Annotated in this window: 20 protein-coding genes, 1 tRNA gene and 1 pseudogene; 4 read left to right on the top strand and 18 right to left on the bottom strand. The window is 68.7% G+C overall.

All coding sequences use genetic code 11. The features are described from left to right. Window positions 1–59 precede the first annotated feature (59 nt). The 6 genes from ACWCPW_RS26380 to ACWCPW_RS26355 all read right to left on the bottom strand — a co-directional run bounded on the left by ACWCPW_RS26380 (window position 60) and on the right by ACWCPW_RS26355 (window position 6,328). A complete protein-coding gene (locus tag ACWCPW_RS26380) occupies window positions 60–764 on the bottom strand; it encodes an ABC transporter ATP-binding protein (protein WP_449764063.1) in 705 nt (234 codons plus the stop codon). 80 nt (window positions 765–844) lie between these two features. Further along, on the bottom strand, window positions 845–1,774 hold the full coding sequence (locus ACWCPW_RS26375; RefSeq protein WP_449764056.1) for an ABC transporter ATP-binding protein: 930 nt from the start codon (window positions 1,772–1,774) through the stop codon (window positions 845–847). Further along, window positions 1,771–3,195, bottom strand: coding sequence for a branched-chain amino acid ABC transporter permease (locus tag ACWCPW_RS26370; RefSeq protein ID WP_449764055.1), 1,425 nt, complete (start codon window positions 3,193–3,195; stop codon window positions 1,771–1,773). The genes ACWCPW_RS26375 and ACWCPW_RS26370 overlap by 4 nt, the downstream gene beginning before the upstream one ends. Next, entirely contained in the window at window positions 3,192–4,115 is a 924-nt protein-coding gene (locus ACWCPW_RS26365; RefSeq protein WP_391582582.1) for a branched-chain amino acid ABC transporter permease, read from the bottom strand. The genes ACWCPW_RS26370 and ACWCPW_RS26365 overlap by 4 nt, the downstream gene beginning before the upstream one ends. A 102-nt stretch (window positions 4,116–4,217) precedes the next feature. After that, window positions 4,218–5,423, bottom strand: coding sequence for a branched-chain amino acid ABC transporter substrate-binding protein (locus ACWCPW_RS26360; protein ID WP_449764054.1), 1,206 nt, complete (start codon window positions 5,421–5,423; stop codon window positions 4,218–4,220). Window positions 5,424–5,707: 284 nt separating this feature from the next. Next, the gene (locus ACWCPW_RS26355; protein ID WP_395862527.1) at window positions 5,708–6,328 is read right to left on the bottom strand and encodes an ANTAR domain-containing response regulator; all 621 of its coding nucleotides are present in this window, start codon (window positions 6,326–6,328) and stop codon (window positions 5,708–5,710) included. 111 nt (window positions 6,329–6,439) lie between these two features. Here ACWCPW_RS26355 and ACWCPW_RS26350 point away from each other — a divergent pair. The 4 genes and pseudogenes from ACWCPW_RS26350 (at window position 6,440) to ACWCPW_RS26335 (ending at window position 8,208) form a co-directional block, all read left to right on the top strand. After that, window positions 6,440–6,512: transfer RNA gene (locus ACWCPW_RS26350), tRNA-Leu, on the top strand. A 72-nt stretch (window positions 6,513–6,584) separates the two neighbouring features. Further along, window positions 6,585–6,686: pseudogene (locus tag ACWCPW_RS26345) on the top strand (helix-turn-helix domain-containing protein); the annotation flags it as partial. A gap of 282 nt (window positions 6,687–6,968) precedes the next feature. Next, window positions 6,969–7,346 carry a hypothetical protein gene (locus tag ACWCPW_RS26340; protein ID WP_449764065.1) on the top strand — a complete coding sequence of 126 codons (378 nt, stop codon included), beginning with the start codon at window positions 6,969–6,971 and terminating at the stop codon, window positions 7,344–7,346. A gap of 106 nt (window positions 7,347–7,452) precedes the next feature. Further along, window positions 7,453–8,208 (top strand): transcriptional regulator, encoded by a 756-nt coding sequence (locus ACWCPW_RS26335; RefSeq protein ID WP_449764053.1) that lies wholly within the window; start codon window positions 7,453–7,455, stop codon window positions 8,206–8,208. Window positions 8,209–8,271: 63 nt separating this feature from the next. Here ACWCPW_RS26335 and pyk read toward each other — a convergent pair whose 3' ends face one another. The 12 genes from pyk to trpC all read right to left on the bottom strand — a co-directional run bounded on the left by pyk (window position 8,272) and on the right by trpC (window position 23,917). After that, window positions 8,272–9,696: a pyruvate kinase gene (pyk, locus tag ACWCPW_RS26330; RefSeq protein ID WP_449764052.1), complete on the bottom strand. Its 1,425-nt coding sequence runs from the start codon at window positions 9,694–9,696 to the stop codon at window positions 8,272–8,274. Window positions 9,697–9,884: 188 nt separating this feature from the next. Beyond that, on the bottom strand, window positions 9,885–11,345 hold the full coding sequence (locus ACWCPW_RS26325) for a glutamate synthase subunit beta (protein WP_449764051.1): 1,461 nt from the start codon (window positions 11,343–11,345) through the stop codon (window positions 9,885–9,887). Further along, entirely contained in the window at window positions 11,338–15,888 is a 4,551-nt protein-coding gene (gene gltB, locus ACWCPW_RS26320) for a glutamate synthase large subunit (RefSeq protein WP_449764050.1), read from the bottom strand. Before gltB ends, ACWCPW_RS26325 begins: the two co-directional genes overlap by 8 nt. 314 nt (window positions 15,889–16,202) lie before the next feature. Continuing rightward, window positions 16,203–16,949 (bottom strand): VIT1/CCC1 transporter family protein, encoded by a 747-nt coding sequence (locus tag ACWCPW_RS26315; protein ID WP_449764049.1) that lies wholly within the window; start codon window positions 16,947–16,949, stop codon window positions 16,203–16,205. A 147-nt stretch (window positions 16,950–17,096) separates the two neighbouring features. Next, window positions 17,097–18,191, bottom strand: a complete 1,095-nt coding sequence (gene lgt, locus ACWCPW_RS26310; protein ID WP_449764048.1) for a prolipoprotein diacylglyceryl transferase — start codon at window positions 18,189–18,191, stop codon at window positions 17,097–17,099. Window positions 18,192–18,305: 114 nt separating this feature from the next. Continuing rightward, window positions 18,306–19,118 (bottom strand): DsbA family protein, encoded by an 813-nt coding sequence (locus ACWCPW_RS26305; RefSeq protein ID WP_449764047.1) that lies wholly within the window; start codon window positions 19,116–19,118, stop codon window positions 18,306–18,308. After that, window positions 19,115–19,792 (bottom strand): MauE/DoxX family redox-associated membrane protein, encoded by a 678-nt coding sequence (locus tag ACWCPW_RS26300; protein ID WP_449764046.1) that lies wholly within the window; start codon window positions 19,790–19,792, stop codon window positions 19,115–19,117. The genes ACWCPW_RS26305 and ACWCPW_RS26300 overlap by 4 nt, the downstream gene beginning before the upstream one ends. 114 nt (window positions 19,793–19,906) lie before the next feature. Then, window positions 19,907–20,812, bottom strand: coding sequence for a DsbA family protein (locus tag ACWCPW_RS26295; RefSeq protein ID WP_449764045.1), 906 nt, complete (start codon window positions 20,810–20,812; stop codon window positions 19,907–19,909). Between the two features lie 43 nt (window positions 20,813–20,855). Beyond that, entirely contained in the window at window positions 20,856–21,671 is an 816-nt protein-coding gene (gene trpA, locus ACWCPW_RS26290) for a tryptophan synthase subunit alpha (protein WP_449764044.1), read from the bottom strand. Continuing rightward, a complete protein-coding gene (trpB, locus tag ACWCPW_RS26285; protein WP_449764043.1) occupies window positions 21,668–22,888 on the bottom strand; it encodes a tryptophan synthase subunit beta in 1,221 nt (406 codons plus the stop codon). The genes trpA and trpB overlap by 4 nt, the downstream gene beginning before the upstream one ends. A gap of 55 nt (window positions 22,889–22,943) precedes the next feature. Further along, window positions 22,944–23,111 carry a tryptophan biosynthesis modulator TrpM gene (trpM, locus tag ACWCPW_RS26280; protein WP_402231989.1) on the bottom strand — a complete coding sequence of 56 codons (168 nt, stop codon included), beginning with the start codon at window positions 23,109–23,111 and terminating at the stop codon, window positions 22,944–22,946. After that, window positions 23,108–23,917 (bottom strand): indole-3-glycerol phosphate synthase TrpC, encoded by an 810-nt coding sequence (gene trpC, locus ACWCPW_RS26275; RefSeq protein ID WP_449764042.1) that lies wholly within the window; start codon window positions 23,915–23,917, stop codon window positions 23,108–23,110. Before trpC ends, trpM begins: the two co-directional genes overlap by 4 nt. Between the last annotated feature and the right edge of the window lie 131 nt (window positions 23,918–24,048).

The raw sequence follows: 24,048 nt of genomic DNA, 5'->3' as shown, positions 1-24,048 counted from the left end.
GAGGAACGGCACCGCGCGGCGGAGGGGCCGACCCCCTCCACCACGCGGCCGCCGCGGCGCTACGCGCCCTCGCCCAGATACGCCTCGCGTACCTTCGGGTCGGACAGCAGTTGCTCGGCCGGACCGGACAACACCACCGAACCGGTCTCCAGGGCATAACCCCGGTGCGCCAGCCGCAGCGCCTGCGCCGCGTTCTGCTCGACCAGCAACACCGTGGTGCCCTGCTCGTTGATCTCCCGGATGATCTCGAAGATCTGCGCCACGATCAACGGCGCCAGACCCATCGACGGCTCGTCCAGGAGCAGCAGCTTCGGCTGCCCCATCAGCGCCCGCCCGATCGCCAGCATCTGCTGCTCGCCACCGGACAACGTGCCCGCGAGCTGCGACCGCCGCTCCGCCAGCCGCGGAAACAGCTCGAACACCCGCTCCAGCTCGGCCTTGGGCACCGACTTGAACCGGTACGCGCCCATGTTCAGGTTCTCCGTGACGGTCATCGCCGGGAACACCCGGCGACCCTCCGGAGAATGCCCGATACCCAGCCCCACCACGTGATGCGCCGGCACCCCGTCGATCCGCTCGCCGCGCCAGCGCACCTCGCCCTCGCGCGGCGTCAACAAACCCGAGATGGTGCGCAGCGTCGTGGTCTTGCCCGCGCCGTTGGCGCCGAGCAGCGCCACGATCTCGCCCTCGTTCACCTCGATGTGCACGCCCTTGAGCGCCTGGATGGCGCCGTAGAACACGTGCAGATCATCCAGCTCCAGCATCTTCTTCCGGGGCGTCGTCGCGGTGCTCGCGGCCGGTTTGGCCAGCCCGACCGCGTCCGTGCCCTTGGACTCGGCGGTGCTCATCGCTGCTCCTCCCCATCCCGCTGCGCGGGGACCGTACCGTCCGACTCGCCCGCGGCCTCGGCGGCCTCGGCGTCCGAGGCGGCGACCATCTCGGCGGCCATCTCCGACCCCAGATAGGCCGCGACGACCTCGGGATTGCGCTGCACCTCCGCGGGCGAGCCGGAGGCGATCACCTTGCCGAAGTTGAGCACCGTGACCCGGTCCGCCACCGACATCACCAGGCGCATGTCGTGCTCGATCAACAACACGCTGATGCCCAGCTCGCGGTTGATCCGGCGGATCAGCACCTCCAGATCGAGCTTCTCGGTCGGGTTGGTGCCCGCCGCCGGCTCGTCCAGGAGCAACACCTGCGGATCGGTGGCCAACGCGCGGGCGATCTCCAGGCTGCGCTGCTGCCCGTAGGACAACGACGCGGCCAACTCGTTGAGCAGCCCGTCCAGACCCACGAAGTGCAGCAGCTCCAGCGCCCGCTTGTCGCTCTCGCGATCCTCGCGCCGCGCGTTCGGCAACCCCAGCATGATCGACACCGGACCGGCCTTCTGCCGGGTCTCCGCCGCGATCTTCACGTTCTCCAGCGCCGTCAGCGCGCCGAACAGGCGAATGTTCTGGAACGTGCGGGCCACCCCGAGCCGGTTCACCAGGTGCGGCTTGCGGCCCTTGAGCGAATGCTCGGCACCCGCCCGGTCGCGCAGCACGATGCTGCCTTCCTGCGGGACGTACATCCCGGTGAGCGAGTTGAACAACGACGTCTTGCCCGCCCCGTTGGGACCGATCACCGCGAGGATCTCGCCGCGGTGCAGGTCCAACGCCACATCGGACAGACCCACCAGACCACCGAAGCGCAGCGTCACACCGCGCACCCGCATGACCTGATCGGCGGGATCCACCCGCGGCCGGTCGTCCGCCTTCGTCGTGGTGATGCTCACGTCATCCTCCCGCCGGCCGGCTCCGACATCGCGTCCGCGTCGCCGAGACCCGCCTTGGCCATGCTCAACTCGCGCTTGCGCCGAACCGAGGGAATCAGGCCCTGCGGGCGGTAGATCATCATGATGATCAACAGCGCGCCCAGGTACATGAATCGGTCGTTCGGGTTGACCCAGTCCTTCATGTACTGCGGCAGCCAGGCCAGGAACGCCGTCCCGATGATCACGCCCCACAGCGAGCCCATGCCGCCGAAGATGACGTAGGCCACCACCAGCACCGAGAACAGCAGCAGGAAGCTCTCCGGGCTGATGAACCGGGCCTTGCTCGCGTACGCGACACCGGCGATGCCGGAGGTGGACGCGCCGATCGCGAACGCCATCAACTTGAACTTCACCGTCGGCACCCCGGTCGCCGACGCCGCCACCTCGTCCTCGCGGATCGCGGTCCAGGCCCGACCGACCCGGGAGTGCTCCAACCGCAGGAACGCGATGATCAGGATCGTGGCGATGCCGATCAGCAGGTACCAGTAGGGCACCGGGTCCAGTTCCCAGTCGTAGTCGATCGGACCGATGTGCACCCCGAAGTTCGAGATGCCCTGAACGCCGCGCGGACCGTTGGTGAAGTCGTCCGCGTTCTTGGCGATCAGATAGATGATCTCGTGGAACCCCAGCGTCACGATCGCGAGGTAGTCACCGCGCAGCCGCAGCGTCGGCGCGCCGAGCAGCAGCCCGGCCAGCAGACACGTGGCCACCGCCACCGGGATCACCAGGAACGCGTTCAGCGTGAACGGCGGATCCACCGGCATCGCGCCGGTCCAGTACGCCGTGCTGTACGCGCCGATCGCGAAGAACGCGATGAAGCCCAGGTCGAGCAGACCCGCCCAGCCGATCACCACGTTCAGGCCGATCGCCAGCAGGACGTAGATCGCCACCTCGTTGACCAGCACCTGGTTCCAGAAGGTGGACAACACGTTCGGCAGCAGGATCAGCAGGCCGATCACCACGGCCGAGAAGCCGATCCGCACCCACACGATCCGGCGCAGATTCGCCGACGTCGCCCGGGTCTGCGCGACCAGGCCCTTGACCGGGCCGGTCACCGGCGCGTGGAACCGGTCCAGCGGACCGACACTCGCGGCCAGATAGCGGTTGTACAGCGGCTTGGCGAACTCCAGGACCGCCCACAGCGCCACCGCGCCCAGGACCCACCACACCAGGCGCATCGACCCGAGGGTCTTGTCCAGCGAGAAGAACACGTCCTCGCGGCTGCCCTGCGGACCACTCATCACGTCCAGCAGCACCGCCGCCGAGACGGTGCCCACCAGGCGACCGACCATCGGCTGCTGATACCAGCGCTTGCGCCGCAACTTGGCCAGCGCCGACCCCGTCGGCGCGAGATCCCTGTCCTTAGTCGTCGTCGTGGTCACGCCGACCTCCCCAACCGCTCGCCCAGGATGCCGGTCGGCCGGAACATCAGCACCAGGACCAGCACCGCGAAGGCACTGACGTACCGCCACGACTCACCGAAGATCGGCGAGGAGAAGCTCTCCACGATGCCGAGCAGCATGCCGCCCATCATCGCGCCGCGAATGTTGCCGACCCCGCCCACGACCGCCGCGGCGAACGCGGTGATACCCGGCAGGAAGCCCATCGTGAACGACAACTGCAGATGCAGGCCGAACAGGAAGCCGGCGATACCGCCCATGAACCCGCCGATGATGAACGTCCGCGAGATCACCTTGTCGATGTCCACACCCATCAGGCCCGCCGTCTCGGCGTCCTGCGCCACCGCCCGGATACCCGAGCCCAGCTTGGTGCGGTTCACCAGGTAGTCCAGACCGACCATCATCAGCACCGCCGCACAAACGATGAGCAGCTGCAGGATGGTGACCTGGGTGCCGAAGACCGAGAAGACCTTCTTGTTCTCGAACACCGTCGGCAGTGCGCGCGAGTCGCGACCGAACAACTTCCCGGCAAGGTTCTGCAGGAAGTAGGAGGCCCCGATCGCGCTGATCAGGAACGCCAATCGGGGCGCGTTCCTGCGTCTGAGCGGTCTGTACGCGACTTTTTCCAACGTAAAGGCCGTGGCCGCACCGGCGGTACCGGAAACGGCCAGACCGGCCGCGACCAACAACACCGACATGAACGTCGTCGGATTGCTGCTCGGGTCGATCCAGGTCAAGGCGAGAAGCGCCGAATAGGCGCCCACCATGAACACTTCACTGTGTGCGAAGTTGATGAGTTGCAGAACGCCATAGACCAGGGTATAGCCGATGGCGATCACCGCGTACAACGCACCGAGCATGATCCCTGGAATAAGGTAATCCAGGATTTCATCAGGTTGCATAAGGAAAGCTTCCTCAAGAAAACCGGACGGGCCCGGGTCTTCCCGAAAACTCCGGGAAGACCCGGGCCCGATCGTCAGGTAGCGCTGCCCCGATCTTTCGGGTCAGCCGCCCACGAGCTGGTCGATGTCGCCCATGTAGCCGATCTTGCCGCCCTTCACCTGGTAGATGAAGGTCGTCGCGCCGTCGAATTCACCGTTCGGCAGGAACTTGAAGTTCTTGGTCAGACCCTTGTACGAGGCACCCTTGAGCTTGGTCAGCATCGCCTCGCGGGTGATCTTCTCCGCGCCGAAGGACTTCATCTGGTCGATCACCAGGTTGGCGATGTCGAACGACTCCGCCGAGTAGGTGCTCGGGTTCGTGTTGAAGCGCTTCTTGTAGTCGTCCGTGAACTGCTTCGTGGCCGCCTCGACGTTCGCGTCGGCGCACGGGCAGGTCAGGTACCAGTCGTTCGCGGCGTCCCCGGCGAGCGAGACGAACTGCGAGTCGTTGGTGCCGTCACCGGAGAACTTGGGGCCGGTGAACCCGGCCTCCTTGAGCTTCTTGGCGAACGGCGCGCCGTCCTGGTAGTAGCCCGCGTAGATCATGGCGTCCGCGCCGGAGTTCTTGATCTTCGTGGAGATCGGACCGTAGTCCGGGGTCGCCTTCGGCACGCTGTCCGAGACGACCTGGACGCCGGCCTTGGTCAGCTCGTCCTTGGCGACCTTCGACAGACCCACGCCGTACTCGGTCTTGTCGTCGACGACGAAGACCTTTTTGACCTGGAGCTTCTTCGACAGGTACTTCGCCATCCCGCCGCCCTGGGCGTTGTCGTTCGGCGCCCCGCGCAGGAACGCGGTGAAATTGTTCTCCGCGTTCGTCAGGGACGGGTTGGTCGCCGACGGGGACACCGTGGCGAGCTTCGCCTTGGCGTAGTTCGGCGACGCGGCCTTGGTGGGGCCGGAGAAGGCGGGGCCGATAACGGCAACAACGTTGTTGTCGTCGATCAGCTTCTGCGCCGCGGAGACCGACTTCGTCTCCGATGCCTCGTCGTCCGAGGTCTTGAACTTGAGCGTGAAGGGAAGATCGCCCTTCGCGTTGGCCTGCTCGACGGCGAGACGCGCGCCGTTCTCTTCGTTGATGCCAAGCTGGGCATTCTCCCCCGAGAGCCCCGCTTGGAAACCTATCGTCCAGGTCGGCTTGTTACCGCCACCGGGGGCGGTGCTGCCGCCTTCCTTCTTCTTGTCGTCATCGTCACTGCCGCACGCGGAAAGCACGAGTGCCGCTGCCGCGATGGGCAGCGCGATTTTGATCACGCGTCGCTTGAGCACAGCAAACCCCAACCCTTGTAGAAAAAGTTCGGAGCCCGCATCGGGGCGCCTTCACAAACCGCGATGAACATGCGGTGCCCGGAATGTAGTCCGGCGGGAAGGGCAGCGGCAGTCCGCCGACTGAGATGTGATGCGCCCGTAACCAGAAGTAATCCAAAAGAAACCGTGAACGAATGCTTTCGATCCAAAGTGATCAAATATGATCATCGGATGCCGGAAAAACACCGAACCCGCCCGGTTTGACCGCATCCGGGCGGGTTCGTGGGAGATTGAGGGGGGCTGGGTCAGTCGGCGACGTCGCCTCCGGACACCACGACCTCGGCCACCGTGCGCATCGACATCCGACGGTCCATCGAGGCCTTCTGGATCCAGCGGAACGCCTCGGGCTCGGACATCCCGTACTTCTCCTGCAACACACTCTTGGCACGATCGACCAGCTTGCGCGTCTCCAGCCGCTGGGTGAGGTCGCCGACCTCACGCTCCAGGGCGGCCAGTTCGGTATAGCGCGAGACGGCCATCTCGATCGCCGGGACGAGATCGCCCTTGGTGAACGGCTTGACCAGATACGCCATCGCACCGGCGTCCCGGGCCCGCTCCACCAGCTCGCGCTGGGAGAAGGCGGTCAACATCAGCACGGGGGCGAGGCGGGCCTTCGCGATCTGCTCGGCAGCCGAGATGCCATCGAGTATCGGCATCTTCACGTCCAGGATGACCAGGTCGGGCCGACACTCGTGGACCAATTCCACGGCGCGCTGCCCGTCTCCGGCCTCACCTACGACGTGGTATCCCTCTTCCTCCAACATCTCTTTCAGATCGAGCCGGATCAGCGCCTCGTCCTCGGCAATGACGACACGGGCGCGGTGGCTGTCCTGCGATGCGGCGGGCGGCTGCGTGGCGGCGGTCACGTCGCTCCTCGATCAGGGAAATGGTGCGGACACGAGGGTACCGAGAGGCGGTATGGTGTTCCTCGTGCAGGGGTTGGGTCTCGCGCAGATGACGATGTGCCCGACTTTGCCGCCCCGGTAGCCCAACGGTAGAGGCCATGGATTCAAAACCCATCCAGTGTCGGTTCGAAACCGACCCGGGGCACTAGCTCATCCGTTCGAGTGATTCGAACGGATTCAGCCGATCATCCGCACTCTTGTGTGAATTCTCGTACGTATGTACCCACAAGAGACCGTGGACTTGGCGCTTCGCCTCCACAAGCAAGGAATGACAGACGCGACCGTCGCCCAGGCTTGCGGGGTCTCGGTGCGGACGGTGCGCCACTGGCGCTGGGGAACACGGCGAGCGCCGGAAGCCGTACGTGGCAAGCCGCAGCCGACATGCGAAGAAGTGCACCCCGTCGTCGTTCCGAGAACGTACTCCTACTTGCTGGGCCTCTATCTCGGTGACGGGCACATCATCAGCAAGTCTCGCCAACACACTTTGACCGTCTCGTGTTGCGACACCTGGCCAGGCCTCATCGACGAAACGACGAAGGCGATGCGGAACGTCCTGCCCTGCGCCGCTGTCGGATTCGTACAGAGGTCCGGTTGTACGGACGTGAAGTCCTACTCCAGGCACTGGACGTGCCTGTTCCCCCAACACGGCCCCGGCCGCAAACACGAGCGGCCGATCGTGCTGGAGCCCTGGCAAACCAGGATCGTCCGGGCCGAGCCCTGGGCGCTCGTGCGCGGCCTCATCCACTCCGACGGTTGCCGGAACGTGAACTGGACCACGCGTATGGTCGCCGGTGAGCGCAAACGCTACGAGTACCCGCGCTACCTCTTCGCCAACGAGTCCGCGGACATCATGCGCATCCTCACGACCACGCTGGACCGACTCGGTGTCGAGTGGAAGTTCGCCCGGCCGAACCTCCTCTCGGTGGCCCGTCGTCCCTCCGTCGCGCTCATGGATCAGCACATCGGTCCCAAGTACTGACGGCCCACCACCGCGCAGAAGACGACGAGTCCGCCAAGACATCCATTCGTGTGAATCCCCCGGGCTTTCCACTCGCTGTGATCGGGGTCTCGGCATCGTCGATCACATGTACGACACGGCGACGCGCCTCGGGGCGCTCCGGCTCATCGGTGACGGGCGCAGTCTGAATTCGGTGAGCAAGGAGACCGGGATCTCTCGCGCGGCCATACGCTCATGGCGCGCCCGCATCGAACCGGTGCGCTCCACCGACTGCGCTCGATGTACCGGAGTCCCCTCCCATCCGGAACCCGGCCGGGACTACGCCTATCTACTCGGCCTCTACCTCGGTGACGGCTGCCTCGGCAGCTACGCCAAGGGCGTCTACGGACTACGCATCGCCTGCGCGGATGCATGGCCCGGCCCGATGGACGAATGCGAAGCCGCCATGCGCGCAATTCGCCCTCAGAGCAACGTCTTTCGCGCGCCTCGGCAGGGCTGCCACATGGTCACGTCGCTCTGGAAACACTGGCCGTGCCTGTTGCCCCAGCACGGCCCCGGCCGCAAGCACGAGCGGCCGATCGTCCTCGAATCCTGGCAACAGGACATCGTCCGCGCCGAGCCTTGGGCTCTCGTGCGCGGCCTCATTCACTCCGACGGATGTCGGAACATGAACTGGACCACGCGCATGGTCGCCGGTGAGCGCAAGCGCTATGAATACCCGCGCTACCTGTTCACGAACGAGTCCATGGACATCATGCGCATCCTCACGAGCACGCTGGACGAACTCGGTGTGGAGTGGAAGTTCGCCCGTCGCAACAACCTCTCCGTCACCCGTCGGGTCTCCGTCGCGCTCATGGATCAGCACATCGGCCCGAAATACTGACGGCCCGTCACCCACCGGGGCGGGTGACGGACCGTCGGTACTACACAGCACTACAGCGAGGTGTCACTCGCTCGGCAGATCCCCTATGTGGTGCAGGCGGATCAGGTTGGTCGATCCGGGGACGCCGGGCGGGGAGCCGGCCGTGATCACGACCAGGTCGCCCTTCTTGCAGCGGCCGATCGCGAGCAGTGCCGCGTCCACCTGACGAACCATCTCGTCGGTGTGGCTGCACAGCGGCCCGAGGAAGGTCTCCAGGCCCCACGTGAGCGCCAGGCGGCTGCGCACCGCCGGCTCCGGGGTGAAGGCCAGCATCGGGATCATCGAGCGATACCGGGACAACCGGCGGCCCGTGTCACCGCTCTGGGTGAACGCCACCAGGTACTTGGCGTCCAGTCGTTCGGCGATCTCGATCGCGGCCTTCGCGATCACGCCGCCCTGGGTGCGCGGACCGGCCAGGCCGCGGATCTCCTCCTGCATCGCGGAGGAGTCCTCGGCCGCGACCACGATCCGCGCCATGGTCTTGACGGTCTCGATCGGATACTTGCCGACCGAGGTCTCGCCCGACAGCATGACCGCGTCCGTGCCGTCCAGGACGGCGTTGGCGACGTCGGACGCCTCCGCCCGGGTGGGGCGCGAGGCGCTGATCATCGAGTCGAGCATCTGGGTGGCGACGATGACGGGCTTGGCGTTGGCCCGGGCCAGCGTGATCGCGCGCTTCTGCACGATCGGCACGGCCTCCAGCGGCATTTCGACGCCGAGGTCGCCGCGGGCGACCATGATGGCGTCGAAGGCGTGGACGATCTCCTCGAGGTTGTCCACCGCCTGCGGCTTCTCGATCTTCGCGATCACCGGGAGTCGGACGCCGACCTCGTCCATGATCTTGTGGACGTCCTCGATGTCCTTCGCGGCGCGCACGAAGGACAGCGCGATCATGTCCGCACCGAGGGCGAGGCCCCACTTGAGGTCGTCGATGTCCTTCTCGGACAGCGCGGGCACGCTCACGGCCACACCGGGGAGGTTGAGCCCCTTGTGGTCGGAGACCATGCCGCCTTCGATGACGATCGTGTGCACGCGGGGGCCCTCGACGTCGACGACCTCCAGGGTGACCCGGCCGTCGTCGATGAGGATCCGCTCGCCCTTGGTGACGTCGGCGGTCAGCCCCTTGTAGGTGGTGCCGACCTCGTGCTTGTCGCCGGGGACGTCCTCGGTCGTGATCGTGAACTCGTCGCCGCGCTCCAGGAGCACGGGGCCTTCGGCGAAGGTCTCCAGGCGGATCTTGGGGCCTTGGAGGTCGACGAGGATGCCGACGCTGCGACCGGATTCGTCGGATGCCCGACGGACGCGGTGATATCGCTCCTCGTGCTCGGCGTACGCGCCGTGGCTGAGGTTGAAGCGGGCTACATCCATGCCTGCGTCGACCAGCGTGCGGATCTGTTCATATGAATTGGTGGCAGGGCCCAGGGTGCAGACAATTTTGGCTCGACGCATGGTCAGAGCCTAGTTCCTACCGCCCGGTAAGCCGTACCCGCGTCCGGTATATGGCGCTTTTCCAGCATGCGGAAAGGGCGCCGCAACGGCGACGCCCTTTCCCGTTCACGCGACTTTCGTCACATATTCAAACTCGTACCGCGCGATCACACCGGGTCACGCCGGATCCACGCCGGACCCGCGCCGGATCACACCGTGAGCGGCCGATCGGTGGGCCGGATCGGCGTCGGCAGGTTGGTGCCGCCGGTGAGCCACGCGTCCACCGCGGCCGCGCACGAGCGGCCCTCGGCGATCGCCCAGACGATCAGCGACTGTCCGCGCCCGGCGTCGCCGGCCACGAACACGCCGTCCACGTTGGTCGCGAAGCTCTCGTCGCGCGCGACGTTGCCGCGCTCGTCGAGGGCGAGTCCGAGCTGTTCGACCAGCCCGTTGGAGCGGTCGGTCCCGGTGAAGCCCATCGCCAGGAACACGAAGTCCGCCGGGATCTCCCGCTCGCTGCCGGACACCGGCACGAAGCGGCCGTCCTTGAACTCGACCTCGACCAGCTTGAGCGCCTTGACCCGGCCGTCCTCGCCGGCCACGAACTCCTGGGTGTTGACCGCGTACACACGCTCGCCACCCTCCTCGTGCGCGCTGGCCACCCGGTAGGTCATCGGGTACGTCGGCCACGGCTGCGCGGTGGGCCGCTCCTCCGAGGGCCGGGGCATGATCTCGAGCTGGGTGACCGAGGCCGCGCCCTGGCGGTGCGCGGTACCCAGGCAGTCGGCGCCGGTGTCGCCGCCGCCGATGATCACCACGTGCTTGCCGGCCACGTCGATCGGCGAGGCGACCAGGTCGCCCTCCTGCACCTTGTTGGCGAACGGCAGGTATTCCATCGCCTGGTGCACACCGCCGAGTTCGCGCCCGGGGATGGGCAGGTCACGCGCGGCGGTGGCGCCGGCGGCGATCACCACCGAGTCGTAGCGCCGGCGCAGCTTGGCCGCGTCCAGGTCGGTGCCGATCTGCATGCCGGTGTAGAACTTGGTGCCTTCCGCGCGCATCTGCTCGATGCGCCGGTTGATGTGCCGCTTCTCCATCTTGAACTCGGGGATGCCGTAGCGCAGCAGTCCGCCGATCCGGTCGGCCCGTTCGTACACGGCGACGGTGTGGCCGGCCCGGGTGAGTTGCTGGGCGACGGCGAGGCCGGCCGGGCCGGAGCCGATCACCGCGACGGTCTTACCGGAGAGCCGGTCGGGCGGTTGCGGGGCGACGTTGTTGTCGTCCCAGGCCCGGTCGATGATCGAGACCTCGACGTTCTTGATGGTGACCGGGGCCTGGTTGATGCCGAGTACGCAGGCGGCCTCGCACGGGGCTGGGCACAGTCGGCCGGTGAACTCGGGGAAGTTGTTCGTCGCGTGCAGTCGTTCGCTCGCGGCCTGCCAGTCGTCGCGCCAGACCAGGTCGTTCCACTCGGGGATGATGTTCCCCAGCGGGCAGCCGTTGTGGCAGAACGGGATGCCGCAGTCCATGCAGCGGCCGGCCTGTTCGGTGATGATCGGGAGCAGTGTGCGCTCCTCGTACACCTCCTTCCAGTCCCGGATGCGCACGTCGACGGGGCGACGCTTGCCGAGCTCTTGGGGCGTGGTCAAAAAGCCCTTCGGGTCAGCCATGAACCGCCTCCATCATCTTCTGGACGATCTCGGTCTCGGTGAGACCGGCTCGCTCGGCGGCGTCCTTGGCGGCGAGCACTGCCTTGTAGTCCCTGGGCAGGATCTTGGTGAAGCGCCGGGAGGCGGCGTCCCAGTCGGAGAGCAGGGTCTCGGCGACGGCCGAGCCGGTCTCCTCGTGGTGCCGGCGCACAACGTCGTGCAGTTCGGCGCTGTCGAGGGCGTCGAGTTCCTCGACGCCGACGAGTTCGGTGTTGATGTTGTTCGGGTCGGCGTCGAGCAGGTAGGCGACGCCTCCGGACATGCCGGCGGCGAAGTTGCGGCCGGTGCGGCCGAGTACGACGGCGCGGCCTCCGGTCATGTATTCGCAGCCGTGGTCGCCGACGCCTTCGACGACGGCGGTGGCGCCGGAGTTGCGGACGCAGAAGCGTTCGCCGACGACGCCGCGCAGGTAGATCTCGCCGCCGGTGGCGCCGTAGCCGATGACGTTGCCGGCGATGATGTTGTCCTCGGCGGCGAAGGTCGCGGCGCGGTGCGGGCGGACGGTGATCCGGCCGCCGGACAGGCCCTTGCCGACGTAGTCGTTGCCGTCGCCTTCCAGGCGCAGGGTGATGCCCTTGGGGAGGAACGCGCCGAAGGATTGGCCGGCGGAGCCGGTGAGGGTGATGTCGATGGTGTCGTCGGGCAGGCCGGCGCCGCGGTAGCGCTTGGTGACCTCGTGGCCGAGCATCGTGCCGACGGTGCGGTTGGTGTTTTGCACCGGGAGGTTGATGACGACCCGCTCGCCGTTCTCCAGCGCGTCGGCGCTGAGTTGGATGAGCTGGTTGTCCAGGGCCTTGGCCAGTCCGTGGTCCTGCGGGCTGGTGTGGTGCAGGGCCGTGCCCTCGGCGAGCGCGGGCACGTGGAAGAGCGGTGCGAGGTCGAGGCCTTCGGTCTTCCAGTGCCTGATGGCCGCGCTGGTGTCGAGGAGTTCGGCGTGGCCGACGGCCTCTTCCAGGGTGCGGAAGCCGAGTTCGGCGAGCAGTTCGCGGACTTCTTCGGCGATGAATTCGAAGAAGTTGACGACGTGGTCGGCCTGGCCGTTGTACCGCTCGCGCAGTACGGGGTTTTGTGTGGCGACGCCCACGGGGCAGGTGTCGAGGTGGCAGACGCGCATCATCACGCAGCCGGAGACGACCAGGGGTGCGGTGGCGAAGCCGTATTCCTCGGCGCCGAGGAGGGCGGCGATCAGGACGTCGCGGCCGGTCTTGAGCTGGCCGTCGGTCTGCACGACGATGCGGTCGCGCAGGCCGTTGAGCAGCAGTGTCTGCTGGGTTTCGGCGAGGCCGAGTTCCCAGGGGCCGCCGGCGTGCTTGAGCGAGGTGAGCGGGGACGCGCCGGTGCCGCCGTCGTGGCCGGAGATGAGGACCACGTCGGCGTGTGCCTTGGACACGCCCGCCGCGACCGTGCCGACGCCGACCTCGGCGACCAGCTTCACGTGGACCCGGGCCGCCGGGTTGGCGTTCTTGAGGTCGTGGATGAGCTGGGCGAGGTCTTCGATCGAGTAGATGTCGTGGTGCGGCGGCGGCGAGATGAGGCCGACGCCGGGGGTGGAGTGTCGGGTGCGGGCGACCCACGGGTAGACCTTGTGGCCGGGGAGTTGGCCGCCTTCGCCGGGCTTGGCGCCCTGGGCCATCTTGATCTGGATGTCGTCGGCGTTGACCAGGTATTCGCTGGTGACGCCGAAGCGGCCGGAGGCGACCTGCTTGATCGCCGAGCGCCGCTGGGGGTCGTACAGCCGCTCGGGGTCCTCGCCGCCTTCACCGGTGTTGGACTTGCCGCCGAGGCGGTTCATCGCGATGGCCAGTGTCTGGTGCGCCTCCATCGAGATGGAGCCGTAGGACATGGCGCCGGTGGAGAAGCGCTTGACGATCTCGGAGATCGGCTCGACCTCGTCGATCGGGATGGACTCGCGGGTGCCGGTCTTGAACGCGAACAGGCCGCGCAGCGTCATCAGCCGCTTGGACTGCTCGTCCACGCGCTCGGTGTACTTCTTGAAGATGTCGTAGCGGCGGGTGCGGGTGGAGTGCTGGAGGCGGAAGACCGTCTCGGGGTCGAACAGGTGCGGTTCGCCTTCGCGGCGCCACTGGTACTCGCCGCCGATCTCCAGTCGGCGGTGCGAGGGGGCGATGCCGGTGGGCGGGTAGGCCTTGGCGTGCCGGCGGGCGACTTCTTCGGCGACGACGTCCAGGCCGATGCCGCCGAGCTTGCTGGTGGTGCCGGTGAAGTATTCGGCGACGAAGTCGGCGGCGAGGCCGACGGCTTCGAACACCTGGGCGCCGCGGTAGGAGGCGACGGTGGAGATGCCCATCTTGGACATCACCTTCAGCACGCCCTTGCCGAGTGCCTTGATCAGGTTGCGGATCGCCTGCTCGGGGGCGATGTCGCTGAGGAAGACGCCTTCGCGGACCAGGTCCTCGACGGATTCCATGGCGAGGTAGGGGTTGACCGCGGCGGCGCCGTAGCCGATGAGCAGCGCGATGTGGTGCACCTCGCGCACGTCGCCGGCTTCGACGATCAGGCCGACCTGGGTGCGGGTCTTGGTGCGGATCAGGTGGTGGTGCACGGCGGAGGTGAGCAGCAGCGAGGGGATCGGCGCGTGCTCGGCGTCCGAATGGCGGTCGGAGAGGACCACGATGCGGGCACCGTCGGCGATCGCGCCGGTGGTCTCGGTGCGGATCTCCTCGAGTCGCTTGGCCAGTGCCGCGCCGCCGCCGTCGACCGGGTAGAGCCCGGAGATGGTGACGGCCTTGAGGCCGGGCTGGTCGCCGTCGAGGTTGATGTGGATCAGCTTGGCGAGTTCGTCGTTGTCCAGCACCGGGAAGGGCAGGACGACGTTGCGGCAGTCGGCGGGCTGGGGGTGGAGCAGGTTGCCCTCGGGGCCGACGAAGCTGCCCAGCGAGGTGACCAGTTCCTCGCGGATGGCGTCCAGCGGCGGGTTGGTGACCTGCGCGAAGAGCTGGACGAAGTAGTCGAAGAGCAGCCGCGGCTTGGCGGACAGCGCGGCGATGGGGCTGTCGGTGCCCATCGAGCCGAGCGGTTCGCCGCCGGCGCGGGCCATCGGCGCCAGGATGACGCGCAGTTCTTCCTCGGTGTAGCCGAAGGTCTGCTGGCGGCGCGAGACGGAGGCGTGCGTGTGCACGACGTGTTCGCGCTCGGGCAGGTCCTCGAGGTTGATCAGGCCCGCGTGCAGCCACTCCTGGTAGGGGTGTTCGGCGGCGAGCGCGGTCTTGATCTCGTCGTCCTCGACGATCCGCCGGGCGTGGGTGTCCACGAGGAACATCCGGCCGGGCTGGAGCCGGCCCTTGCGCACGATCCGCGCCGGGTCGATGTCCAGGACGCCGACCTCGGAGGAGAGCACGACCAGGCCGTCGTCGGTGACCCAGTAGCGCGAGGGCCGCAGGCCGTTGCGGTCCAGGACCGCGCCGATCCGGGTGCCGTCGGTGAAGGTGACGCAGGCGGGGCCGTCCCAGGGCTCCATCACGGTGGCGTGGAACTTGTAGAAGGCGCGCCGGGCGGCGTCCATCGTGGCGTGGTTCTCCCACGCCTCGGGGATCATCATCAGCACGGCGTGCGGGAGCGGCCGACCGCCCAGGTGGAGCAGTTCCAGGACCTCGTCGAAGGACGCGGAGTCGGACGCCTCGGGGGTGCAGATCGGGTACAGCCGGCTCAGGTCGCCGGGGATCAGGTCGGTGGCGAGCATCGACTCGCGCGCGGCCATCCAGTTGCGGTTGCCCTTGACGGTGTTGATCTCGCCGTTGTGCGCGATGAAGCGGTACGGGTGGGCGAGCGGCCAGGCCGGGAAGGTGTTGGTGGAGAACCGCGAGTGCACGAGGCCGATCGCGGACGCCAGGCGCCGGTCGGACAGGTCGGGGAAGAACGGCTCCAGTTGCCCGGTGGTGAGCATGCCCTTGTAGACGAGGGTGCGCGCGGAGAGCGAGGCGAAGTAGACGTCGACCTCGCGCTCGGCGCGCTTGCGCAGTGCGAACGCGAGCCGGTCCAGGGCGATCCCGGTGACGGTGTCGTCGACGCCGGCCACGAACAGTTGGGCGAACCGCGGCATGGTCTCGGCGGCCATGGTGCCGACCAGGCCGGGCGTGGTGGGCACCTCGCGCCAGCCGAGCACGCGCAGGTTCTCCTCGGCGGCGATGCGCTCGATGGAGGACTTGGCGCGGCCGGCGTGCACGTCGTCGTCGGGCAGGAAGGCGATGCCGACCGCGTAGCCGCCGGCGGCGGGCAGTTCGAAGCCCGCGCTCTCGCGCAGGAAGGCGTCCGGAACCTGGATCAGGATGCCCGCGCCGTCGCCGGTGTCGGCCTCGGCGCCGGTGGCGCCGCGGTGCTCCATGTTCCGCAGGACGGTCAGGGCCTGGTCGACGATGTCGTGGCTGGGCTCGCCGGTGAGCGTGGCCACGAATCCGACACCACAGGCGTCGTGCTCGTTACGGGGGTCGTACAACCCCTGTGCCGCGGGCATCGCGGAGAAGAGGGGGCCCGGAGTTGCGGGCATGGCAGGAGGCATGGGCGCTCCCGTCGTCGTCGTGGCGTGTGGTGCGCAACAGGGACGACGTTGGCCCTCTGCGATTTCGTGCAGGTTACACGATCGGTACGTGTATCCGGAACCCGGGACAAACCCGTCTCACCATGCGGTCTCCAGGGTGATCCGGCCGGGCTTTCGAGCGCTGCGCCGCGCCGGTCGCCTTGGCATGTCAGCTGGCTCATTCCCGACCATCCCGACACCGAAACTGGGTGTCCGACCCGTGGGAATCGTTCGTTTCCGGATGAGGTCGCCGCGCTACCGCCGTGTTACGTATGCCTCACCCGTCACACCTGTCGGCCGATCAGCAGGCCGAGCAGGTAGGTCAGTCCGCCCGCGGCGGCGCCCAGTACCAACTGGCGGGTCCCGCCGAACCACCACGGCCGGGCGGTGACCCGGGAGACCGCGGCGCCCGCGCCGAACAGGCCGAGCGCGGTGAGCAGCAGGGCGGGGGTGAGCGTGGTCGCGCCGAGCAGGTACGGCAGCAGGGGCAGCAGTGCGCCGATCGCGAAGAAGGCGAACGAGGAGCCGGCCGCGAGCCACGGCGAGGGCAGGTCGTGCGGGTCCACGCCGAGTTCCTCGCGGGCGTGGATCTCCAGGGCCAGCTCGGGGTCGCGGGAGAGTTGGCGGGCGACCTCGAGGGCGAGGTCCTCGTCCAGGCCCCGGGCGATGTACAACTCGGCGAGTTCGCGTTGTTCGGCCTCGGGGCTGCGGCACAGTTCGCGGCGTTCCACCTCGACCTCGGCGCGGGCGAGTTCGCCCTGCGAGGCGACCGAGGTGTACTCCCCCGCCGCCATCGAGAAGGCTCCGCCGGCCAGGCCGGCCAGGCCGGTGATCACGACGGTCTTGGGCGTGGCGTCGCTGCCGACGACGCCGGCGATCAGCGCGAAGTTGGAGACCAGGCCGTCCATCGCGCCGAATACGGCCGGGCGCAGCCAGCCGCCGCCGATGTCGCGGTGGGTGTGGTCTATGCCGTCCTGGTGTCCCAGGACCGGGGCGCCCGGGGCGTCGGCGGCTGTATCGGTGGTCTTCAAGGTCGTTCGGCCCTCTCGTCACGCTGGGACGACGACGCTACCGTTTCGGCCGGACCCGCCGCCGGCCAGGAAAGGCTGTCCGAACCCGGAGAGGCTGCCCGAACCCGCAGGTGAAAGCGGGTCGGGGCAGCCTCGGGTCGAGCGGGGTCAGCCCTTGTCGGCGGGCTTGCGCGCGGCCGAGGCGGCGGGCTCGGTATCGGTGCCCGTGCCGGCGTCGGCGTCGGTCGCGGGCTCGTCCACCTCGCCGGGTTCGTCGCCGGCGCCCTCGGCGTCCTTCACGAACTTCACGGCCTTCACGGCTTTCGCGTCCGCCGGGTCCGCCACGTCCTCGGTCGCCTTCGCCTTCTCGGTCTTCTCGGCCTTGCCGGTGTCCTCGGCGTCCTCGTCCTCGGCGTCTTCGCCCGTCCCGCGGTCGTGCCCGAGCAGCGTGGCCGGGTCCTCGCGGCCGGGGTGCTTGCGCGCCGAGATCCAGATGTAGGCGAGCGCGCCGGCGAAGACGACGATCGAGGTCCAGTTGTTCAGGCGCATGCCCAGCACCTGTTCGGCGTCGTCCACGCGCATGTACTCGATCCAGAACCGGCCCACGGTGTAGCCCGCGACGTAGAGCGCGAAGGCGCGGCCGTGGCCCAGCTTGAACCGGCGGTCGGCCCAGATCACCAGCGCCGCGACGCCGACGCACCACAGCGACTCGTACAGGAAGGTCGGGTGGAAGGTGCCGGCCTGGCCGGGGTCGATCACGTTGTGGTCGCCGTCGATCTTCACCGCCCACGGCACGTCGGTCTCGCGGCCGTAGAGCTCCTGGTTGAACCAGTTGCCCCAGCGGCCCACGGCCTGGGCGAGCACGATGCCGGGGGCGAGCGCGTCGGCCAGCGCGGGCAGCGGGATGCCCCGGCGGCGGCAGCCGATCCAGGCGCCCACCGCGCCGAGGGCGATCGCGCCCCAGATGCCGAGGCCGCCCTTCCACACGGCGAACGCCTGCATGGGGTCGCCGCCGTCGCCGAAGTACGGCCCCGGCGTGGTGATGACGTGGTAGATGCGGCCGCCGACGAGGCCGAAGGGCACCATCCACACGGCGATGTCGCCGACCGTGCCGGGGCGACCGCCGCGGGCGACCCAGCGTCGCTCGCCGAGCCAGATCGCGAGGACGACACCGAGGATGATGCACAGCGCGTAGCCGCGCAGCGGGATCGGACCGAGGTCGATCTGGCCGCGGGAGGGGCTGGGAATGAATGCGAGGTCCATGGCGGGTACGACGCTACCGGGTGTGGGGGCGAACGTGTGCGGGCGGGCACACGCGAACGGGCGCGACACCGGTGAATGTGGTGTCGCGCCCGGTCGATGTGCGACGGACGGTGACTACTTGATCGCTGCCAGGATCTGGGCGCGCACCTCGTCGGGGGTGGCCAGGCCGCGGCCCTTGACGATCAGGTCGATGGTCTTGCCGTTGATGCCCGCGGTCGGGGTGCCGGTGACCGGGGTGTCGCCGATCTTGGCGTTCTGGAACGCCTCATTGACCTTGTTGACCCAACCCGCGACGCTCAGGTCGTTGACGCAAGCGTCGAAGGTCGGCGAGCGCAGGCCCTCGACCTTGCCGGCGAGGTCGAGCAGGTAGGAGCGGCTGCCGAACTTGTCGTCCAGTTCGTCGGGCTGGTTCGCGAAGAGCGTGTCGTGGTACGGCGCGAACTTGCCCGCGGTCTGCGCGCAGCCGGCGGCGTTGGCCGCGTACTTGGAGCCGTTGCCGCCGAGTTTGCCGTCCAGGAACGACGCGATGTGGTAGTCGATCTTGATGGTGCCGGCGTCGGCCATCTGTCGCAGGGTGGGGCCGAGGGCCTTCTCCACCTCGTGGCAGATCGGACAGCGGAAGTCCTCGTACATGATCAGCGAGGGGGCGTTGGGGTTGCTGCCCACCGAGATGCCCAGGCCGTCCGCGGACAGGTTGGCGGGGGCGCTGAACGGCTTGGCGAGCGCGTCCTTCCAGGGGCCCTTCTTCTTGTTGGTCTTGGACATGCCCACGACCACGCCGATGATGGCGACGACCGCGAGGACGGCCACCACGGCGCCGGCGATGACGATGACGCGCTTGCGCTTGTCGATCGCCTGTTGGCGTGCGCGCTCCTGGGCCATGCGCTCGCGCGCGGTGCGCTTGCCTTCGGAATTCTTCGAGCTCACGTGATCTCAGGGCCTTTCAGTTCCCGGGTTCCGGGGTTCCGGTTCGCGTCCCCGCGGTACTCGTCCGCGTCGGTGTTCCGCTCGTCCTGGTCCTGGTCCTGGTCCTGGTCCGGGTCCTCGTCCTCGTCGTCCGCGTGGTCGTCGACGTAGGGCTGTTCCTCGGGGAACAGCCAGGCGTCCGCGGACAGGCGGGTTCGAGGGAAGACGATCAGCCAGATCGCGAGCAGCATGAAGCCGCAGTCCCGCAGGATCTCCTCGAGGTACGCGGTCTTGTCCGGCTCGACCGGGCCGCCGCCGCCGAAGCAGCCGCAGTCGATCGCCAGGCCGCGGGCCCAGGCCTGCGCGATGCCCGCGATGAACACGAGCAGGAGCAGCGCGGACAAGGACGCGACCAGTCGGGTGCCGAGTCCGATCACCAGGAGCAGGGCAAGGCCCAGTTCCAGGTAGGGCAGGGCGTAGCCGACCGGCTCGACGAGGTCGTCGGGCAGTACGTCGTAGCCCCGGACCGCGTAGGCGGCCTGGTCGGGGTCGAGCGCCTTCTCCCAGCCGGCGTAGGCCCAGACGAAGGCCAGTCCCAGTCTGGCGGCGAGGCCGATCCAGGGCGCGATCGCGCGCAGCTTCGCGAGGGGGCCGCCTGCGGCGGTGCCGTTCGCGCCGGCCGTCGTGGTCGTCACAGGGCCACCGGCTCGATCGTCTTGCTTCCCAAGGTCTGACCTCCGTCACGACAGGTGAGGTGCGGGGACCCCGGTCCGGTTCTCCCCCGCACCCCGGACCGGCACATGTCCTGTCTAACCGGCGGAAGGTGCTTGAGGTTCCTCTCCGAGCGCCGCCTTACCACTACCGGGGTTCTCCAGGCGTTGGTCGAGCAGTTCACGGAGGTTGTCGGGCGAACGCATGGCCGAGTTCCCGCTGTCGAGAATTTTTCCGTCCACCGCGACGGCGGGCGTGGCGGAGACGCCGGAGCTTTCGAACGCGGTTTCGGCGGCGCTCACCCACGCGGCGTTGGCGTCGGTGTTCACGCACGCGTCGAACGCCTCGCCGCGCAGGCCCGGGACCTGGTCGGCGAGTTCGAGCAGTCGCGCGGCGGTGTAGCCGTCCTCGGATTCCTCGGGCTGGTGGGTGAACAGCACCGCGTGGTAGGCGGCGAACTTGCCCGCGTCCACCGAGCAGCGTGCGGCGTTGGCGGCCTTGACGGAGCCGGTGCCGCCGAGTTTGCCGTCCAGGAAGGAGGCGATGTGGTAGTCGACCTTGATCTTCCCGGCCTCGGCGTAGTCGGCGAGCAGTGGGCCGAAGCCGGTCTCGAAGCGCTTGCAGAAGGGGCAGCGGAAGTCCTCGAACACGGTGACCGTCACCGGCGCGGAGGCGCGGCCGACCCGGATGACGCCGTCGGGTTGCACGGCCGCGGGCAGCGTGGCCGGGTCGACGGCGCGGATCGCCGACTTGGGGCCGGTCGTCGAACCGCTCTCGCCGGCGTCGTCCTTGTCGTCGTCGCCGGTGGTGAGCACGACGCCCAGGACGGCGGCCAGGACGGCGGCCACGAGCACGCCGACGACGGCCAGGATGACGGATGTTCGGTTGGTCCTGGGGTTGGCGCTCAACGCGGGTTCCTCCGATGCGGGTGGGGGCGGGGTGACGCCGGGCATGGCAACGGCCGCCGCGGGAGTGCTGCGGCGGCCGTCGTCCAGCCGGTTCACATTTTGGTGTGTTTTTACACGGGATGGATGATTTACGAGGATGTCAGCGCTTGCGTACGCCCTCGGCGAGGTCGGCGGCGAGGGCGCGGACGGCGTCCAGGCCGGCCTGTTCGTCGGGCGCGTCCAGCAGGGCGCGCACGAACGCGGAGCCGACGATGACGCCGTCGGCGTAGGCGGCGACCTCGGCCGCCTGGGCGGCGGTGGAGACGCCCAGGCCGACGCAGACCGGCAGGTCGGTGCTCTTGCGGGTGCGCGCGACCAGGTCGCCGGCCGCGGAACTCACCGAGGTCCGGGTGCCGGTGACGCCCATGACGGACGCGGCGTAGACGAAGCCGCCGCAGTGCCGGGTGGTGTAGGCGACGCGTTCGTCCGAGGAGGACAGCGCCACCAGGAAGATCCGGTCGAGGTGGTGCCGGTCGGTGGCGGCGATCCAGTCGTGCGCCTCGTCCGGGATCAGGTCGGGGGTGATCACCCCGCTGCCGCCGGCCGCGGCGAGTTCGCTCGCGAACCGCTCGACGCCGTAGCGTTCGATCGGGTTCCAGTACGACATCACCAGTGTCGCGGCGCCGGTCTCGGCGACGGCGCGCACGTTGTCGATCACGTGATGGGTGTTGGTGCCGTGTGCGAGCGCGTGTTCGACGGCGCGTTGGATGACGGGGCCGTCCATCTGCGGGTCGCTGTAGGGCAGGCCGACCTCGATGATGTCGCACCCGCCCTCGACCATCGCGCGCATCGCGGCGGCCGAGCCCTCGACGGAGGGGTAGCCCGCCGGGAGGTAGCCGACGAGGGCGGCGCGGTTCTCGGCGCGGGCGGCGGCCAGCACCTTCGTGAGCCTGGTGGTGGTGTCGGTGCCGGTCACGACTGCTCCGCTTCCGCGTCGAGGAGATCGAAGTACTTGGCGGCGGTGTGCATGTCCTTGTCGCCGCGCCCGGAGAGGTTGACCAGGATGGTGGCGTCCGGGCCGAGCTCGCGCCCGACCTCGATCGCGCCGGCCAGGGCGTGCGCAGACTCGATCGCCGGGATGATGCCCTCGGTGCGGCACAGCAGCCGGAACGCCTCCATCGCGGGGGCGTCGTCGATCGGCCGGTAGGTCGCCCGGCCGGTCTGGTGCAGCCACGCGTGCTCGGGTCCGACCGCCGGGTAGTCCAGGCCGGCCGAGATCGAGTGCGATTCCATGGTCTGCCCGTACTCGTCCTGGAGCAGGTAGGTGCGCGCGCCGTGCAGGACGCCGATCGAGCCGCCGGTGATCGAGGCGGCGTGCCGGCCGGTCTCCACGCCGTCGCCGCCCGCCTCGAAGCCGTACAGGCGCACGCCCTCGTCGGGGATGAACGCGTGGAAGGCGCCGATCGCGTTGGAGCCGCCGCCCACGCACGCGCAGACCGCGTCGGGCAGTGTGCCGGTCAGGTCGAGCACCTGCTGTCGGGCCTCCACCGAGATGACCTTGACGAAGTCGCGGACCATCGCCGGGAAGGGGTGCGCGCCGGCGGCGGTGCCGAGCAGGTAGTGGGTGTTGTCGACGTTGGCGACCCAGTCGCGCAGCGCCTCGTTGATCGCGTCCTTGAGGGTGCGCGAGCCGATCGACACCGGGATCACCTCGGCGCCGAGCACGCGCATCCGGGCCACGTTCAGCGCTTGGCGCTGCGTGTCGAGTTCGCCCATGTAGACGACGCAGTCGAGGCCGAGCAGCGCGCACGCGGTCGCGGTGGCCACGCCGTGCTGGCCGGCGCCGGTCTCGGCGATCACCCGGGGCTTGCCCATGCGCTTGGTCAGGATGGCCTGGCCGAGCACGTTGTTGATCTTGTGCGAGCCGGTGTGGTTGAGGTCTTCGCGCTTGAGGATGATCCGCGCGCCGCCGGCGTGTTCGGCGAAGCGGGGCGCCTCGGTGATGATGCTCGGGCGCCCGGCGTAGTCGCGCAGCAGGCCGGCGAACTCGGCCTGGAACTCCGGGTCGTCCTTGGCCTTCTCGTAGGCGGCGGTCAGTTCGTCGAGGGCGGCGATCAGTGCCTCGGGCAGGAAGCGCCCGCCGAAGACGCCGAAGTGGCCGGAGGGGTCCGGCTGTTGGGCAGTGCTGGACATGCGAGGTCCTTGTCGGTGTGGCATGCCGTGGAGACGGCACGTTGCTGACGGTGGGTCAGGAAACGTGTCGGCGCCATCGGCTGCCCGGCACCTGGCCGGGCTCGCAACCGATCACATAGCGCACCCGGCGGCCGCGGACCCGCCGGGCGGGCGCGCGGCAGCCACGGGGCTTGCAGCCCCTGGCCAGTCGCGGGTCCATGCTCATCGCCGCACGCGCTCTCAGCCGCGCCCGTGCCGGATCGCCGGGTGGGCGCCCGCGGCGACCAGGTCGGCGACCGAGCTGCGCGGGTCGCGACCGGTGACCAGGGACTCGCCCACCAGGACGGCGTCGGCGCCGTTGTTGGCGTACGCGATCAGGTCGTGCGGGCCGCGGACGCCGGACTCGGCGATGCGCACGCACGAGTCCGGGATCAGCGGGGCGATCCGGGCGAAGTTGTTGCGGTCCACCTCGAGGGTCTTGAGGTTGCGCGCGTTGACCCCGATCACGGTGGCGCCGGCGTCGAGCGCGCGGGCGGTCTCCTCCTCGTCGTGGACCTCCACGATCGTGGTGAGACCGATCGAGCGGGACCGCTCGATCAGCGAGATCAGCGCGTTCTGCTCCAGGGCCGCGACGATCAGCAGGGCGACGTCCGCGCCGTGTGCGCGGGCCTCCCAGAGCTGATAGCTGGTGACCATGAAGTCCTTGCGCAGGACCGGGATGTCGACCGCGGCGCGAACCGCGTCGAGGTCGTCGAGCGAGCCGCCGAATCGGCGCTGCTCGGTGAGCACGCTGATCACCGAGGCGCCGCCGGACTCGTAGTCGGCGGCCAGGCCGGCCGGGTCGGCGATCGCGGCGAGCGCGCCCTTGGAGGGGCTGGAGCGCTTGACCTCGGCGATGACGGCGATGCCGTCGCCGCGCAGGATGCTTTCCGCGTCGCGGGGCGCCGGCGCCTGGGCCGCGAGTTCCTTGATCTCGTCAAGGGATACGCGGGCCTGTCGTTCGGCGAGGTCGGCGTTGACACCGTCGATGATCTCGTCGAGAACGCTCACGCCCTACATCCCCTCGTTTGTCCGGAGAACCTGCTCCCCCGGCTCTCCGATGGTATAGGCCGATTCGAACAGACCCGTCCACGCCGCACCGCCGAAGAGGTGGGGGCAGCATACGGCGTCGCACGGTGGGT

Source organism: Embleya sp. NPDC001921 (assembly GCF_053594475.1).
The sequence above is the reverse complement of the archived record's forward strand: the minus strand, read 5'-3'. Positions and strand labels throughout refer to the sequence as shown.

Bases quoted from the DNA above. Each gene is read 5' to 3' on its own strand.
- trpB (WP_449764043.1), bottom strand. From the start codon at position 22,888: ATGTCCAGCACTGCCCAACAGCCGGACCCCTCCGGCCACTTCGGCGTC.
- lgt (WP_449764048.1), bottom strand. From the start codon at position 18,191: ATGGACCTCGCATTCATTCCCAGCCCCTCCCGCGGCCAGATCGACCTC.
- gltB (WP_449764050.1), bottom strand. From the start codon at position 15,888: ATGCCCGCAACTCCGGGCCCCCTCTTCTCCGCGATGCCCGCGGCACAG.
- ACWCPW_RS26380 (WP_449764063.1), bottom strand. From the start codon at position 764: ATGCTGGAGCTGGATGATCTGCACGTGTTCTACGGCGCCATCCAGGCG.
- ACWCPW_RS26365 (WP_391582582.1), bottom strand. From the start codon at position 4,115: ATGCAACCTGATGAAATCCTGGATTACCTTATTCCAGGGATCATGCTC.
- ACWCPW_RS26335 (WP_449764053.1), top strand. From the start codon at position 7,453: ATGTACGACACGGCGACGCGCCTCGGGGCGCTCCGGCTCATCGGTGAC.
- ACWCPW_RS26325 (WP_449764051.1), bottom strand. From the start codon at position 11,345: ATGGCTGACCCGAAGGGCTTTTTGACCACGCCCCAAGAGCTCGGCAAG.
- pyk (WP_449764052.1), bottom strand. From the start codon at position 9,696: ATGCGTCGAGCCAAAATTGTCTGCACCCTGGGCCCTGCCACCAATTCA.